The sequence below is a fragment of the Xanthobacter aminoxidans genome, from assembly GCF_043193615.1.
GTDB lineage: Bacteria > Pseudomonadota > Alphaproteobacteria > Rhizobiales > Xanthobacteraceae > Xanthobacter > Xanthobacter aminoxidans.
The window spans coordinates 720205-735680 of sequence record NZ_JBAFUS010000003.1; the positions used below are offsets into that span (position 1 = coordinate 720205).

Here is a 15476-nt window from a genome sequence, read left to right on the forward strand (position 1 = left end):
CGCCGGCGCAACGGCCTCCCGCCGACCAGAGAGGGGGAAACGCAGCATCCGGGGCGGCGCAGCCGTGCCGGTCTGATCCCGGTGCCCCGCCGGGGACGGAGAGGATTGTCATGTCCATCGAAGCGCGCGCGGCCCGCTGGCCCGCGGCCGAGGTTTCCTCCATCGGCGCCGTCTGCAGCGCTCATTTCTGCAGCCATTTCCTCCAGCTCGCGCTCGCTCCGCTCTTCATCATGATGCGGGCCGACCTCCAGGTCTCCTTCATCGAGCTGGGACTCGTGCTGTCCGTCTTCTACCTGTTCTCAGGCGCCGGACAGGTGGCGGCCGGGGTGCTGGTGGACCGCTTCGGCGCCGATCGGCTGCTTCTGGCCGGCATTCTCACCCAAGGCGCCGCGACGGCCGCCATGGGATTTGCCCCCACCTATCTTCTGCTGCTGCCGCTGGCCGCGCTCGCCGGCCTGGGCAATTCCGTCTATCACCCGGCCGACCTCTCCATCCTCAGCCACAAGGTTGCGGCGCCCCGGCTCGGGCGCGCCTTCGCCGCCCATGTGATCGCGGGGAGCATCGGCTTCGGCCTGTCACCCATCGTGTCCGGCGCGATCGGCGCGCATTTCGGCTGGCGCACGGCGCTCATCGCCATGGGGCTGCTGGTGCTGCTGGTGGGGCTCCTGCTCGCCGTCTTCCGCGGGCCGCTGCGCGCGCCGGCGGGACGCACCGCCCACGCGGCAGCGGGGGGCGCGCCGATCTCTTTCCTGCAGGTGCTGGCCATGCCCGTGGTGCTGATGGCCTTTCTCTATTTCACCCTCACCTCGGTGGCCCTTTCCGGCCTGCAGAGCTTCTCCATCGTCGCGCTGCAGGAGGGCTTCGGCGCGGCGGTGGCGCTGGCGACGCTGGCCGTGGCGCTGTTCCAGGTGGGCAACACCGCGGGCGTCGCCATCGGCGGGCATGTGGCGGACCGCTCCGCCCAGCACCACCAGATCGCCATGGGCGGCCTCGCCGCTGCTGCGCTGTTCGGTTTCCTCGCCGCCTGGCTTCAGACAGCGCCGGAGGTGACGGTGGGGCTGATCGCGCTGGTGGGCTTCTTCATGGGGCTCACCACCCCCTCGCGCGACGTGCTCGTGCGTACGGCGGCGCCGGCCGGGGCGACGGGCAAGGTGTTCGGCATCGTCTATTCGGGCTTCGACATCGGCTCACTGGTGGGGCCGCTGCTGTTCGGCCTGATGCTCGACCACCATCATCCGCGCATGGTGATTGCCGGCGCGGCTGCCGCCCTCGCCCTCGCGGTCGGCACCGCCTTCGCTGTACGCCGCCGGCCCGGCTAGGACCCAAGTCTCACAAGCCCGAGCTGGGACAAACAAGAAAACGGCGCGGCTCCTGAAGGGGCCGCGCCTTATGCGTCCCTCAATCCAGCAGCACCTTGCCGGGATTGGAGAGGCCGCGCGGGTCCACGGCGCGCTTGATGGCGGCCATCAGTTCCAGCGCCACCTTGTCCTTGTACATGGGCAGTTCCTCGCGCTTGAGGATGCCGATGCCATGCTCCGCCGAGATGGAGCCGCCGAGCGAGGCCACGAGATCGTGGACGATGCGGTTGAACTCCTCCCAGGTGGCGAGGTAGGCCGCCTTGTCCATGCCCTCGGGCTGGCTGAGGTTGTAGTGGATGTTGCCATCGCCCATGTGGCCGAAGGCGCAGATCCGGATGCCCGGCATGTGCGCCTCGCACAGCCGGTTCGCCTCGGCGATGAAATACGGCACCTTGGACACCGGCACGGACACATCGTGCTTGATGGAGCCGCCCTCGAACTTTTGCGCGTCGGACATGTCCTCGCGCAGCTTCCACAAGGCGTCGCACTGGGCTTCCGAGGAGCCCACCACCGCGTCCTCAATCTCACCCGCCTCGAACGCCGCCTCGAACGTGTCGAGGGCAAGCTGGGACAGGTCGTCGTTGGGACGGGTGGATGTGAGTTCCGCGAGCACGTACCAGGGATGCCGCTCCGCCAGCGCACGCACCGAGCCGGGCATGTGCTTGAGCACGATCTCCATGCCGAAGTCCGGCATGATCTCGAAGCCGGTGAGGCTGTCGCCGGCGGCATTGCGCAGGCGGCGGAATAGGGAAAGCGCGGTCTCGGGATCGGCAATGCCGAGCAACGCCGTCGCCCGGGCGCGCGGCGCGGGGAAAAGGCGCAGCACGGCGGCGGTGATGATGCCGAGCGTGCCTTCCGCGCCGATGAAGAGATCCTTCAGCGCGTAGCCGGTGTTGTCTTTGCGCAGGCGCGACAGGCCGTTCCAGATGCGCCCGTCCGGCAGCACCACTTCAAGGCCGAAGGTGAGTTCGCGCATATTGCCATAGCGCAGCACAGCCGTGCCGCCGGCATTGGTGGAGAGGTTGCCGCCGATCTGGCAGGAGCCTTCCGAGCCGATGGAGAGCGGGAACAGGCAGCCCGCCCCCTCCGCCGCCTGCTGCACCTGGTACAGCGTGCAGCCGGCCTCGGCGACGACGGTGAGGTCCACCGGATCGAGGTCGCGGACGCGGTTCAGCCGGCGCAGCGAGAGCAGCAGCGCGCCGAACGGCACCTGCCCGCCGACGAGGCCCGTATTGCCGCCCTGCGGCACCACCGGCACGCCGGCCTCGGCGCAGGCGGCGACCACGAAGGCGACTTCCTCGGTGTTGGCGGGCTCGACCAGCGCAGGGGTCGTTCCCTGGTAGAGGCCCCGCCCCTCCACCAGATGGGGGGCGAGGTCGTGGGCGTCGGTGCGCACATGGGCTGCGCCGATACGGGCGGCGATGCGGTCCAGAAGGCCGGAGAGGCGGACGGCATCGAGAAGGATGGGTTGGGGGGCATGGCTCGACATGGGGGCGCAAGGTGCATCAGCCGCCGCCGCCGGGCAAGCATCCGATGGGCCTCGGGGGAGCGCGAAAGCGCCGCGCGGCGCATGGGGCGCGGGCCTTCCGCTTGGCAAAGCCGGACATAAGAGCTAGAGCCGCTGCCGCCGCCACCAACCCGTTGAAGGCGCACTGCACCGGAGATCAGATGACCGACCGCGTCCTCGTCGCCCGCATCGGCGCCCCCCATGGCGTGAGGGGCGAGGTGCGGCTGTTCGTCTTCACCGAGGATCCGGCCGCGATCCTCGATTACGATCCGCTCACCGACGCCACCGGCCGCACCCGCTATCGCATCACGGCGTTGCGCGCGGCCAAGGACCATTTCGTCGCCCGCCTCGCCAACGTCGCCGACCGCACCGCGGCCGAGGCGCTGACCAATGTGGACCTGTATGTCCCGCGCGAGGCATTGCCCCCGCCGGAGGACGAGGACACCTTCTATCATGCGGACCTGATCGGCCTCGCGGTGGAGGACGAGACCGGCGCGCGCATCGGCACCGTTGTCGCGCTGCACGATTTCGGCGCCGGCGACATCCTCGAATATGCCCCTGCCCTCCCCGGCATCCGGGCGAAGACGCTCATGGTGCCCTTCTCCCGCGACGCCGTGCCGGTGGTGGACGTGAAGGCGGGCCGGGTGGTCATCGCCGAAGCCTTCGTCGAGCGCCGCGACCCCGAGCCCGAGGCGGGCGAGGACAAGGAGGGCTGAGGCAGGCGGATTTGACTCCCGCCCCGCCCAGCGCCATCTCACCCCATGACCTTCCGCGCCAGCGTCCTCACCCTTTATCCCGAGATGTTCCCCGGCCCGCTCGGCCATGCGCTCGCCGGCCGCGCGCTGGCGAATGGTCTGTGGGGCCTGAAGGCGGTGCAGATTCGCGACCACGCCCTCGACCGTCACCGCTCGGTGGACGACACCCCGGCGGGCGGCGGGCCCGGCATGGTGATGCGGGCCGATGTGCTCGCCCGCGCTATCGACGCCGTCTCCCCGCCCGACGATCCCCGCCCCCGCCTGCTGATGACCCCGCGCGGCCGGCCGCTGACGCAGGCCCGCGTGCGGGAGCTGGCGGCGGGGCCGGGCGCGGTCATCCTATGTGGGCGGTTCGAGGGGGTGGACGAGCGCATCGTCGCGGCGCGCGGCCTCGAGGAGGTCTGCGTGGGCGATGTGGTGCTCTCAGGCGGCGAGGCCGCGGCGCTCTTGCTGCTCGATGCCTGCGTGCGGCTCATTCCCGGCGTCATGGGCAAGGTGGAGAGCGGCACGGACGAGAGCTTCTCCCACGGCCTGCTGGAATATCCGCAATACACCCGGCCGCAGCTGTTCGAGGGGGAAGGCATCCCCGAGGTGCTGACCTCCGGAGATCATGCCCGCATCGCCCGTTGGCGGCAGGCCGAGGCGGAAGCCGTCACGCGCGCGCGGCGACCTGACCTTCTTGCCCCGGACCTTCTTGCCCGGGCGCGTGACGGATCCACGACGGAAAGGGAATGACAGCGCCCCTTTTCTCCTGTATGGAGCCGCGTCCCTTAACTTAAAACGACACGACGTGGCGCCGGGGCGACATGCTCCGAAGCGGCACCAAGAGGTTGGCGACAATGAACATTATCCAGACGCTCGAAGCCGAGCAGGCGACCAAGCTCGCCGAGAAGCGGGCCATTCCCGAGTTCCAGCCCGGTGATACCGTGATTGTGAACGTGAAGGTGGTCGAAGGCGAGCGCACCCGCGTGCAGGCCTACGAGGGCGTGGTGATCGCCCGTTCCGGCGGTGGCCTGAACGAGAGCTTCACCGTCCGCAAGATTTCCTACGGCGAAGGCGTGGAGCGCGTGTTCCCGGTCTATTCGCCGCTGATCGATTCCATCAAGGTGGTCCGCCGGGGCAAGGTGCGTCGCGCCAAGCTGTATTACCTGCGCGACCGTCGCGGCAAGTCTGCCCGTATCGCCGAGCGTCAGGACCGCACGACCGACGCCAAGGGTGGCAAGAAGGCCAAGGGCGCCAAGGCTCCCGCCGCCGCCGAGTGAGGCGCGGACCCTTCTTCTGAGTGAAACGCGCCGTCGGCCCAGCCGGCGGCGCTTTTTTATGAGCCGAGCCGCTCCGGACTTGCCCGAAGGCGCACGATCAGCCCCTCGGGATCGGCCTCATAGGCCTGCTGCACCCGCTCAAGCGCCCCCGCTCCACCGCCGCGATGGCCGGCGCCGCCCACATGCAGCCAGCCATCCGCCAGCAGGAACGGCTCCATCTCGCCTGTTTCGGGATCCGTGAGATGCACCCGCCGACGGGTCGACATCCGAAGCCCGGCGAGGTCCAGGTGGCGGTAGAGCACGCTCCAGTTCTGCCCGCCGGTGTCGAGGGTGAGCGGCGTGTCGGTGCCGAAATCGAGCGGCAGGGCCTTCACCGCCGCGGAATCGAAGACGCAATAGCCCGGCCACAGGTACCAGGCGCCATTGCCCTCCCCCTCCCGCACCATGCCATAGCAGGGCTGGCCCGCGAGCCGCGCCGCAAGGTCGGTCGGCTCCAGCGGGATCAGGTCGTGGTCGAGCAAGGCGAAGGCGCGCGGGGCGGCGGGCCGGATGAGGTTCGCATAGATCCAGTTCAGCGCCACGCCGTGGGAGCGGGAGCCGTTGCGCGCGCCGCGATAGGGCGTCGGCGGCAGGGGGCAGTAGGTGAGCCCGCGCCGCGCGCACAGCGCCGCGATGGCCGTGCGGGCGGCGGGATCGGTGGAATTGTCGCACACCACCAGCGGCGTCCCCGGCAGGAACCGCGCCATGGCCTGGCCAAGGAAATCCACCGCGTCGGGCAGGTTGAAAGCGACCGTGAAGGCGACCACCGGCGCCTCCTCGGCGGCGATGCGCGCCACCACCTCCGCCTGCCCAGGCGCCTGCCGCCGGGCATAGATGCGATCCACCAGCACATTGCGGGCGCGCCGCAGCCTTTGGGCGAGCGGGGTCAGCGCGAGCCATTCGGCGGGCGTGTAGTCGGCAAGGTCGCGCATGGACGCCTTCAAGGTGCCCGGCTGGGCGTCGGGACGGCGGCCGGGACGGGAACGAACTGGAGCGGATCGCCGCAGGCCGGCCTGCCGCCGCGCTCCACCGCGCGCGTTCTAGAAGGACTTGGGGGCGAGGTCCATGGCACCGGACGCCGAAGGGTCCCGGCGTGACATATGGGAAGGCTTGACCGCACCGGCTCCGGAAGGTGAGGTATCATACGAGTCCGCCAGCCCCAGCGGACAGCCCCAGCCCGGACCCCCATGGCGAACGACCTCACCCTCAGGATCGTGATCGTCGACGAGAGCGACGTGCGCGCCGCCATCCTGGAGGAGGGCCTCAAGGAGGCGGGCTTCGAGACGGTGCTGCGCATCACCGGCCGCAACAACCTGCTGGAGCGCATCTACGCCATCGATCCGGACGTCATTCTGATCGACCTCGAAGATCCGTCCCGCGACACCATCGAGCAGATGTTCCAGGTGAGCCGCGAGGTGAAGCGACCGGTCGCCATGTTCGTGGACCAGACCGACTCGAAGACCATCGAAGACGCCATTGAGGCGGGCGTCGCCTCCTATGTGGTGGACGGGCTGAGAAAGGAGCGGGTGAAGCCGATCCTTGAGACCACCATTTCCCGCTTCCGCGCCTTCGCCCGCCTCAAGGCGGAGCTGGAGGAGGCGAAGACCCAGCTGGAAGAGCGCAAGGCCATCGACCGGGCCAAGATGCTGCTCATGAAAATGAAGGGCATCGACGAGGAGGCCGCCTACCACCTCCTGCGCCGCACCGCCATGAACGAGAAGAAGCGCATCGTCGACATCGCCCAATCCATCATCACCGCCGCGGAGCTTCTGCGATGAGACGCCTCGCCATCGGCTTCATCCCCCTGACCGACGCCGCCGTGCTGATCGCCGCGGCGGAGCGCGGCTTCGCCATGGCCGAAGGCATCGAGATCGACCTGCACAAGGAGGTCTCCTGGGCCAACATCCGTGACAAGGTGAACATCGGCCTCCTGGACGGCGCCCACATGCTGGGGCCGCTCGCCATCGCCTCCTCGCTCGGCCTCGGCCATGTGCGGGTGCCGCTGGTGGTGCCGTTCGCGCTCAACCTGAATGGCAGCGCCATCACCATCGACAAGCACGTCTACGCGGCCATGGGCGAGGTGGGCGAAGACCTTTCAACGGCCCCCGGCGCAGCGCTGGCGCTGGGCAAGGTGGTGCGGCAGAGGAAGGCGGAGGGGCGCGACCCGCTGGTGTTCGCCGCTGTCTATTCCTTTTCCACACACACCTATCTGATCCGCCATTTCCTCAAGGCCGGCGGGGTGGACCCGGACCGCGACGTGCGCCTCGTGGTGGTGCCGCCGCCCTTCATGGCGGAAAGCCTGCGGGGCGGGCTCATCCACGGCTTCTCGGTGGGCTCGCCCTGGAATTCGGTGGCGGTCGATTCGGACGTTGGCCGCATCGCGGTGCTGGGCGCCGAACTCTTCGGCTGGGTCCCGGAGAAGGTGCTGGGCGTCCACGCCCGCTTCGCCAATGCCGAGCCGGAGGTGCTGCACCGCCTCGTGCGCGCCCTCTACGCCGCGGCCCGCTGGTGCGAAGACCCGGCCAACCATGAGGACCTCGCCAAGCTGCTGGGGGAGCCGCGCCACCTCAACCTGCCAGCCGACATCCTCCGCCGCACGCTGGACGGCCGACTCCACACCGCGCCGGGCGGGGTGCTCAGGTCCCATCCGGACTATCTGGTGCTCAACCGCGATGGCGCCAACCGGCCGGCGCCGGACCATGCGCTGTGGATGTATGCCCAGATCGTCGCCGCCGGCCAGGGCGAGTTCGCCGCCGACGCCGCGCGCGAGGCCATGGGGGTCTACCGGCCGGACATCTTCGATGCGGCGGTCGGCCCGGTCCCGGTGAAGCACCCGGAGCCCGACTGCGTCGGCACCCAGTTCGGCGAGATCTTCGATCAGGTCGCCTTTCTGAAGGGCTGAGGACCATCAAGCCCGCGCGGCGCTTGAGCGTGGCAACCAGCCCCGCGCAGCGCCTGAGCGGAGAAAAGGCTCAGTCCGCGTAAGGGTTGTCCTTCTCGCGCAGCGTCAGCCGGATCGGCACGCCGGGCAGATCGAAGGTCTCGCGGATGCCGTTCACCAGGTAGCGAATATAGCTCTCCGGCACCGCATCGGTACGCGAGCAGAACAGCACGAAGGACGGCGGGCGCGCCTTGGGCTGGGTCATGTAGCGCAGCTTGATCCGCCGGCCGGATACCGCCGGCGGCGGATGATTTTCCGTCACCTGCTGGAGGAAGCGGTTGAGCGGATTGGTGGCGACACGCTTGTTCCACACCTTGTGGGCGCTCGCGATGGCCGCCACCAGCTTGTCGAGCCCATGACCCATGAGGCCGGAGAGGGGGACGATGGGTACGCCCTTCACCTGGGGCAGCAGATGGTCGATCTCCTCGCGCAACCGGGTGGCGAGGCCGCCGCGGGGCACGAGGTCCGCCTTGTTGTAGCCGATGACGAGGGCCCGGCCCTCGCGCGCCACCAGATCGGCGATGCGCAGGTCCTGCTCCTCGAACGGGCGGGTGGCGTCGATGAGGATCACCACCACCTCGGCGAACTTCATGGCGCGCAGGGCGTCGGCTGCGGAGAGCTTCTCGAGCTTGTCATCGATGCGCGAACGCTTCCGGAGCCCGGCGGTATCGAACACCTCCAGCGGAATGCCGGCATAGGTGACGTTGACCGAGATGGAATCGCGGGTGATGCCGGCTTCGGGGCCGGTCAAAAGGCGATCCTCGCCGAGCAGCTTGTTGATGAGGGTGGACTTGCCGGCATTGGGCCGGCCCAGCACCGCCACCTTGATGGGCCGGCGCGGCTTCTCGGGCTCGACCTCCCCCTCGGCGGGGATCTCGTCCGCCTCGTCCTCTGCCTCTTCGTCCTCCTCCTCCAGCCGCGTCTGCTCGGGCAGGGCGTCGCAGATGGCGTCGTAGAGGTCGGAGAGGCCCTCGCCGTGCTCGGCAGAGAGCGGGATGGGGTCGCCGAGGCCGAGGCCGAAGGCTTCCAGTGTCCCGGCCTCGCCGCCGCGCCCCTCGCTCTTGTTGGCGACGAGGATGACCGGCTTGCCGGCCTTGCGCACAAGATCGGCAAAAGCGCGGTCGGTCGGGGTCAGCCCGATGCGGGCGTCGATCATGAAGAGGATGGCGTCGCAATCGCCGATGGCCGCTTCGGTCTGGGCGCGCATGCGCCCTTCCAGGCTCGCAGGGGTCGCCTCCTCGAGGCCGGCGGTGTCGACGATGCGGAAGGTGAGGTCGCCGAGCCGCCCTTCGCCCTCGCGGCGGTCGCGGGTGACGCCGGGGCGATCATCCACCAGCGCGAGCTTCTTGCCCACCAGGCGGTTGAACAGGGTGGACTTGCCGACGTTGGGACGCCCGACGATGGCCAGGGAAAAGGTCATGAAATGGGCTCGCGGCCGGCGGTCGGCTTCAGGTCTGAGGGATCATTGCTGCGGCTGGCCCTTCGGAGGGGTGGCCGGCAGATTGTCGATGGGGGCGTTGGCGTTGCTCGGCTGGCCGAGGCCGGTCGAATAGTCGACGCCGGGCACCCCGTTGGGGAACACGGGCGTGCGTGCGCCCGGCACCGGCGGCTTCTTCTGGTCGAACGGGTTGAGATTCTCCAGCGTCTCGCAGCCGGCGGCCGTCAAGGCGAGGCCGAGCGCGAGCGCGAGGCGCAGGCTGCGGGTGACAGGGCGTGCCATCATCAAGCTTGTCCTCCTCATGCGCGTCGCGGTCATGCGGCTCCTCACGGGGTTCACTGGGTCGGCGCGCTGCCGGCGGCCGCTTCACCCGCGGGGGCGGTGGCCGAGGCGGTGAGCCGCCGGATGAGCTCGGCCCGAGAGCGGACACCGGGCGGGGTCTCGCTGTCGGTGGTGATATCGGTGGCGGTCTTGTTGGCGGCGGCAAGGTCACCGGCCTTCAGCTCGGCCAGCGCCAGCGTCTCGCGCGCCGAATGGCGCAGCGGGCCGGTGCCGTTGGCGATGCCGCCGATGCGCTGCTTCACTTCCGGCAGGCCGGCCGTATCGACCACCAGCAGGGCGGCGCGCACCAAAGCGAGGTCACGGGCAAGCGGCGGCACGGAATTGTCGGCAGCAATGGCATCGAAGGCGGCGATGCCGGCCGCCTTGTCGCGGGCGGTGGCGGCGGCAGCGGCGCGGAACAGAGCAAGGGTGCGATAGCCGGCCGGCCCGCTCTTGGCGATGGCGGCGAAGGCGGCCTCGGCCTCCTGCATCTTGCCGGCATCGAACAGGGCGACGGCGCTCTCATACGCCTCGCTGGCCTTCACCGCCTGCTCATGGCGCCAGTACTGGTAGCCGCTCCAGCCCGCAGCGGCGAGAATCACCAGCACGCACGCGGCGATGATGACGCCGCCGAAACGGTCCCAGAGCTTGCGCAGGCGATCGCGCCGGAGGTCTTCCTCGATCTCGTGAAAAATGTCGGTCATGAGCTGAGAGCTTCGGGATCCAGGACTTGGGGGTGGCCTGCCGAAGCAGGACCTTGCCGGCGACGCCGCACCGGGACGAGGGCGCGTAAAGTATCCATGCGGCCTCATCGTGGCAAACGGGCGTTTTTGAGGCGGCTCGGCCTTGGCACGGGGGCCGCCCGGCGTAGGATACCCCCGCCCGATGGGGCACCGGATCGGGAGTTATGGCCGTCACATCCCGCGCGAACCCGTCTCTCGCCGCCTCACAGTCATTTGAATACCGCCTCCAGCGCACGCCGGTGGGGGTGGTGTTGCTCGACACGGATCTGCGCATCCGCTCGGTCAATCCGGTGGCGCTGCGGCTGCTCGCGCCGGCGGGGCAGCGGCTCGCGGGTGTGGATATCCTCTCGCTCCATCCCGGCGAGGCGCGGGACAAGGTGGCTTTTCTCATCGAGCGCGCCCGCGCCTCGCAGGACGGCACCTCCTCCCTGGTGGTAACCACCGCCATGGGCACCCTGGTCGCCAAGGTCAGCCGGCTCGAGGCTACACCGGACGCCCCGCCCGACGGCTTCCTTATGATGATCCACGCCTTGGTCGAGGCGCCCATGATGGGCCGCACCGCCGGGGCCGATCTGGAGGTGGAGGGGCTGGCGGTGGCGGGCGCGGAGGCCATGGCAGCCCTGTGCCCCCTCATGAAACTCCCGCTGGTGCGCGGCAAGGGCGATGTCATCAGCCTCATCGACGTGACCGAAGTCGCCTTCCTGGTGGCGCAGGGACACTATGCGGAGGCGCGCACCGCCACCTTCTCCGCCTTCTGCCCGCGGCCGCTCGCCGATCTGGAGCGTCGGCTCGATCCAGCGCAGTTCGTGCGCGTGCATCGGCGCTATCTCGTCAACATGCGCCACGTCCGCGCCGCCGCGCGTGAGGACGGCGGCTGGCATCTCGTCATGGCGGATGCCGGCGAGACACGGATTCCGGTCAGCCGGGGCAAGGTGGAGGATATCCGGCGGCGGCTGGGGGTCTGAGGCGCGGCGCCGACCGCCATTCGTGCAGCCCTGATGCCGTTCGTGCAGGACGCTTGTGGGCCGCGCCTTCGGCTTTGAAGCCGGCTCCCTTCGCCGCCCATGGTCTCCTCGACGCGCTTCGGCGCCCGATGGAGGACGATGCATGACCGAAGCTGCCGCCGGCTTTCCCGCTTTGCCCTTCGCGCTCGAAGCGCCCGACCGCTACCTGACGTTCCAGGGGATCGATTTCGAAGGGAACATGAAGGTGGTGCTCACGCACCTGCTCCGCTACATCGACGACCCGGCTCACGGCAACGCCTTCTGGGACCGCTTCAAGGCCCGGCTGTCAGCCGCAGAGGCGGGCGGCGCCACCATCTGCGACAAGCTGCTGCTGCTCCATTCCCACGTCTATTACATGGTCGAGCTATTCGAGGAGCACGACGACGAAGTCGCGCTGACCGACCTGAAACGGCTGGAGGAAGAGTGCTTCTGATCGTCACCCGGCCTCGGGCGCCGGCGCGGGACGGAAGCCGGCCCGCTTCAGCCGCACGATGGCGAGATCGAGGGCGGAGAGGAATTCGGACCGGGCGCGCGGCGAGAACGGTTTCGGACCTCCTGTGACGGCGCCGGCCGAACGCAGCTCTTCCATCAGGTTCCGGGTGGCGAGTTGCATGCCGATGGAATTGGCGGTGAAGGGCCGTCCGTCCGGCGCGATCACTGAGGCCCCGGAGGCGACGCAGCGGGAGGCGAGCGGCACGTCGGCCGTCACCACCACGTCCCCGCGCGAAACGCGGGCGGCGATGAAGTCGTCCGCGACATCCGGGCCGGCGGGCACTATGACCCGCTCCACCAAAGGATGGCGGGGCACCATGAGCGGCGCATTGGCCACCACCAGAACCCGGATGTGGTGGCGGAAGGCGACCTTATACGCCTCCTCCTTCACCGGGCAGGCGTCGGCATCGATATAGAGGGCGATGGGTTCTTCGCGGGGGGCGCTCATGCCTGACCCATGGCAGGCTGTCGTTCCGCGAGCAAGGTGGGGCAACCCGCCTCAGACGGCGGGCGCTGGCTCCTCCGCCGGAGCATCTGCGGGCCGGGACGAGGCGCGGCGCTTGCGCCAGGGGATGGCGATGGTGGCGAGATCGTCCAGCATCCCAAGCAGCTTGCCGCCCTGCTCCAGCTCGCGATCCATCGCCGCCATGGTGGGGGCGAGGCCTGGATCCTCGTCCTTCAGCCAGGTATCGAGCACGCGGGCGAACAGAACAGCCAGCCCCTTGGCCCTGACGCTGCCGGACAGGCCCGCGCAATCGATGCCCGCCGCCGCCAGCATCCAGCGCTGCGACGCTTCGGAAAGCCGCAACAGAGTGAGTGCGAGGATCGGATCACGGCGGGCGGAGCGGGAGAGGCCGCGCACGGCCTCCCGGTGGGGCTCCAGCGCATCAAGGCGGCGCATGAGCACTTCGAACAGCCGTTCGCGCGGCCCCTCCCCCGCCAGATCGTCGCTGTCCGGACCGCCCTCGGCGAGCACCTGCCGATCGGTGGTTCGGAAGAAGGCGGCGAGGAGATCGTCGGTCGATGCGTACGACGCGCGCATCTGCGCCAGCGGCACGCCGCAATGCGCGGCCACCTCGGACAGCGAGATGGCGCGAAACGGCTTTTCGGCCAAAAGATCGAGAAAGCTGCGCAGGCAGGCCTCGCGCGCGGTCTCCGCAGTCATGGCCCTACTCCTCGATAAGAGACGATGCCCTCAGCCGGCGAGTTCCTTGCCGCGCCGGGTGGCGGCGGCGACGGCTTCCACCATCAGGGGCGGAAAGCCGCGGCCTTCATCCATGAGAACGGCCAGAGCCGCCGCGGTCGTGCCGCCCGGCGAGGTCACGTTCTGGCGAAGTGTCGCGGCGGAAAGATCGGACTGGTCCATCAATGCACCCGCGCCGGCCACAGTTGCCCGGGCGATGCGGGCCGAGAGGTCCGCCGGCAGACCGGCGGCTGCACCCGCCTGCGCCATCACCTCGGCGAGGAGGAAGGCATAAGCGGGGCCGGAGCCGGAGACGGCGGTCGCCGCGTCCATCAGCGCCTCATCATCGATCCATTCGACGATACCGATGGCGCCGAGCAGCGCGGCGGTAAGATCCTTCTGCGCCTGCGTCACGCCCGGCGAGGGCACCGCGACGCTCACGCCGCGACCGATGGCGGCGGGGGTGTTGGGAATGGAGCGGACGATCGCGGCATTCGCGCCGAAGATGTCGCCCATGAATGCCATGGTACGCCCGGCCATCACCGAGACGACAAGGGTGCCCGGCTTCACCAGCGAAGCGACCGCCGGCAGCGCCTGGGGGGCGACCTGCGGCTTCACCGCGAGGAGCAGGACCGACGGCGCCGCAATAGTGTCCAGCGCGGGATTGACCGAGACACCTTTGGCCGCGAGCGCCGACGCCGTTTCGGCCGGAAGGTTGGGATCGAGCACCACAGCCTTGTCCGCCGGGAGGCCCAGCTTGAGCCAGCCTTCCAGCATGGCCGAGCCCATCTTGCCGCAGCCAAGCAGCACCACCGGACCAGACAGGGATTTCAGCACGCTCTCGCTCATGACCGCCTCTTGAACCGGACCGCTCTGCAGGCATGTCCGCGCCCGCGGGCCCCGCAGAGGACATCACATAGAGGAGGCTCACGCCCCGCGCCACATCGGCGGCGGGGATCGCACCCACAGCATGGACGCCAGAGGGCCGGCTGCCGCCGGCCCCCGGTGGCGCGGCTCAGGCCTCGCCGACAGTCTCGAACATGGCCGTGTCCATGGCCTCGCGGGCGGTCTTGCCGGCCCAGACCACGAACTGGAAGGCGGGATAGTAGCGCTCGACAGCATCGAGGGCGGCATCGAGGATGGCCTCGCACTGCCGGTCGGAGGCGGTGGCGCCGCCCGCCAGCACCAGCGCGTGGCGGAACATGATGACGCCTTCCTGGGACCACATGTCGAAATGGCCCAGCCACATCTGCTCGTTGACGAGGGCGAGGAGCTTCAGCACCTCGGGGCGGCGCCCCTCCGGCACCTTGAAGTCGAAGGCGCAGGCCACGTGGAGCGCCTCAAGCTCGTCCATCCACTGGAACGAGACATGGCAGTCCGTCCAGCGGCTGGCGAGCGAGAGGGTGATCTCGTCCTCGTCGGAGCGCTCGAACGACCAGTCGCGCAGAGCAGCGAGCTGCTCCACGAGATCAACGGGGTTCGCCGGCGCATCAGCTTCGATGTCGATGAGAGACATGGCCTCGACCTCGCGGTTTGAGGAACGCGGAGAGGGTCGAAAGCGGCACTCCGTGTGACAGGCCACGGGCAGACAGTAGCCAGGGCATGCGCAGGCGGCGTGCCGTTCGGAGGCTCGCCGTCAGGACATGTCCCGAAAGAGCGTGTCCTTCAAGAGAGCATCCTGGCGAGGCTGCGCCCCGTCGTATTCGAGCGCTACGACGAACCGGCTCCGAATCGCCACGAAAATCAGTATATCGCGGGTAAAGTTTTCCCCGCTACGACAGATTGTGTGTGCGCCACCCGTTCAGTGCCCTTTTGTCGCAGGGGCGGGATGTCGCCAAATATTCCGCTGCGGAAGGTGTCAGGCAGCTCCGCCGGGCACTTCGGTCTCCGGGCCGGTGGGGCCGGAAGCGGTGGGATGGGTGTGGATGCGCAGGTTCGCCTCCAGCACGGCGATGCGGGCGGAGAGGCGCTCATTCTCCATGCGGGCCTCGGCGACCATGTCCTTCACAGCCTCGAATTCCTCGCGCTTCACAAGGTCCATGTCGCGCAGGAAGCGCTCCATCTGCGACCGCATGACCGTCTCGGCCTCGCGGCGGACCCCCTGGGCCACGCCCGCGGCGTCGTTCACAAGACGCGCCATCTCGTCGAAAAGGCGGCCGGTGGTCTGGGTCATGGAAGCCTCCTGAGGCCAAGCAGCTGCGTGCCGTCACGGCGAAATCGATCCGGCAAGACCGGTGGGCCGAACATGGCGGCAGGGAGCGCAGGACGCAAGGGTGCAGCGCAACATTGCACGATTACCTCCCACGGTCGCTGCCGCCAGCCCTTCCCGACTTTAGCCGATCCAGAATGGCTCACCCCACGCGCCGTGCGGCTGGCGCTGGCGCGAAATGAGGAGCGCAGTCCTCGCCGTCGTGACGGCGCTTGAGAGTCCGC

Annotated in this window: 18 protein-coding genes; 8 read left to right on the forward strand and 10 right to left on the reverse strand. The window is 69.2% G+C overall.

All coding sequences use genetic code 11. From position 1 onward, the window contains the following. The first annotated feature begins 110 nt into the window (after positions 1-110). Entirely contained in the window at positions 111-1319 is a 1209-nt protein-coding gene (locus V5F74_RS18530; RefSeq protein ID WP_029556731.1) for an MFS transporter, read from the forward strand. A gap of 79 nt (positions 1320-1398) precedes the next feature. Here V5F74_RS18530 and V5F74_RS18535 read toward each other — a convergent pair whose 3' ends face one another. Then, on the reverse strand, positions 1399-2847 hold the full coding sequence (locus V5F74_RS18535) for an FAD-binding oxidoreductase (protein WP_029556730.1): 1449 nt from the start codon (positions 2845-2847) through the stop codon (positions 1399-1401). Positions 2848-3026: 179 nt separating this feature from the next. Here V5F74_RS18535 and rimM point away from each other — a divergent pair, with 179 nt between their 5' ends. From rimM to rplS, 3 genes are all read left to right on the forward strand, one after another. Next, a complete protein-coding gene (gene rimM / locus V5F74_RS18540; protein WP_024277106.1) occupies positions 3027-3581 on the forward strand; it encodes a ribosome maturation factor RimM in 555 nt (184 codons plus the stop codon). A 45-nt stretch (positions 3582-3626) separates the two neighbouring features. Continuing rightward, a complete protein-coding gene (gene trmD / locus V5F74_RS18545) occupies positions 3627-4355 on the forward strand; it encodes a tRNA (guanosine(37)-N1)-methyltransferase TrmD (protein WP_394009636.1) in 729 nt (242 codons plus the stop codon). Between the two features lie 104 nt (positions 4356-4459). Beyond that, positions 4460-4882 (forward strand): 50S ribosomal protein L19, encoded by a 423-nt coding sequence (rplS, locus tag V5F74_RS18550; RefSeq protein WP_029556728.1) that lies wholly within the window; start codon positions 4460-4462, stop codon positions 4880-4882. 56 nt (positions 4883-4938) lie between these two features. On the opposite strand, the gene V5F74_RS18555 is transcribed toward rplS, so the two are convergent. Continuing rightward, entirely contained in the window at positions 4939-5853 is a 915-nt protein-coding gene (locus tag V5F74_RS18555; RefSeq protein ID WP_394009637.1) for a hypothetical protein, read from the reverse strand. 255 nt (positions 5854-6108) lie between these two features. Here V5F74_RS18555 and V5F74_RS18560 point away from each other — a divergent pair, with 255 nt between their 5' ends. Next, positions 6109-6699: an ANTAR domain-containing response regulator gene (locus tag V5F74_RS18560; protein WP_024277102.1), complete on the forward strand. Its 591-nt coding sequence runs from the start codon at positions 6109-6111 to the stop codon at positions 6697-6699. Further along, positions 6696-7823 (forward strand): CmpA/NrtA family ABC transporter substrate-binding protein, encoded by a 1128-nt coding sequence (locus V5F74_RS18565; protein WP_250165011.1) that lies wholly within the window; start codon positions 6696-6698, stop codon positions 7821-7823. The genes V5F74_RS18560 and V5F74_RS18565 overlap by 4 nt, the downstream gene beginning before the upstream one ends. Before the next feature lie 70 nt (positions 7824-7893). Here the strand turns inward: V5F74_RS18565 and der are convergent, their stop codons facing one another. The 3 genes from der to V5F74_RS18580 are packed head-to-tail and all read right to left on the reverse strand — an operon-like array spanning position 7894 to position 10325. Further along, positions 7894-9282 carry a ribosome biogenesis GTPase Der gene (gene der, locus V5F74_RS18570; RefSeq protein ID WP_394009638.1) on the reverse strand — a complete coding sequence of 463 codons (1389 nt, stop codon included), beginning with the start codon at positions 9280-9282 and terminating at the stop codon, positions 7894-7896. 42 nt (positions 9283-9324) lie between these two features. Then, on the reverse strand, positions 9325-9585 hold the full coding sequence (locus tag V5F74_RS18575) for a hypothetical protein (RefSeq protein ID WP_024277099.1): 261 nt from the start codon (positions 9583-9585) through the stop codon (positions 9325-9327). Between the two features lie 50 nt (positions 9586-9635). Then, positions 9636-10325: a tetratricopeptide repeat protein gene (locus V5F74_RS18580; RefSeq protein ID WP_029556723.1), complete on the reverse strand. Its 690-nt coding sequence runs from the start codon at positions 10323-10325 to the stop codon at positions 9636-9638. A 203-nt stretch (positions 10326-10528) separates the two neighbouring features. On the opposite strand from V5F74_RS18580, the gene V5F74_RS18585 reads away from it, so the two are divergent. Both V5F74_RS18585 and cowN read left to right on the forward strand, forming a co-directional pair. Continuing rightward, entirely contained in the window at positions 10529-11329 is an 801-nt protein-coding gene (locus tag V5F74_RS18585; protein ID WP_394009639.1) for a PAS domain-containing transcriptional regulator, read from the forward strand. A gap of 142 nt (positions 11330-11471) precedes the next feature. Next, complete coding sequence (gene cowN, locus V5F74_RS18590; protein WP_394009640.1) at positions 11472-11801, forward strand: N(2)-fixation sustaining protein CowN; 330 nt, start codon at positions 11472-11474, stop codon at positions 11799-11801. 3 nt (positions 11802-11804) lie between these two features. On the opposite strand, the gene V5F74_RS18595 is transcribed toward cowN, so the two are convergent. The 5 genes from V5F74_RS18595 to V5F74_RS18615 form a co-directional block, all read right to left on the reverse strand. Beyond that, complete coding sequence (locus tag V5F74_RS18595; protein WP_394009641.1) at positions 11805-12308, reverse strand: YaiI/YqxD family protein; 504 nt, start codon at positions 12306-12308, stop codon at positions 11805-11807. 51 nt (positions 12309-12359) lie between these two features. Next, positions 12360-13025: a TetR/AcrR family transcriptional regulator gene (locus V5F74_RS18600; RefSeq protein ID WP_394009642.1), complete on the reverse strand. Its 666-nt coding sequence runs from the start codon at positions 13023-13025 to the stop codon at positions 12360-12362. Positions 13026-13055: 30 nt separating this feature from the next. Continuing rightward, complete coding sequence (gene proC / locus V5F74_RS18605) at positions 13056-13892, reverse strand: pyrroline-5-carboxylate reductase (RefSeq protein WP_394009643.1); 837 nt, start codon at positions 13890-13892, stop codon at positions 13056-13058. Positions 13893-14058: 166 nt separating this feature from the next. Next, positions 14059-14559, reverse strand: a complete 501-nt coding sequence (locus tag V5F74_RS18610; RefSeq protein WP_029556717.1) for a type III secretion system chaperone family protein — start codon at positions 14557-14559, stop codon at positions 14059-14061. Positions 14560-14901: 342 nt separating this feature from the next. Then, entirely contained in the window at positions 14902-15216 is a 315-nt protein-coding gene (locus V5F74_RS18615; protein ID WP_024277091.1) for an accessory factor UbiK family protein, read from the reverse strand. Positions 15217-15476 lie beyond the last annotated feature (260 nt).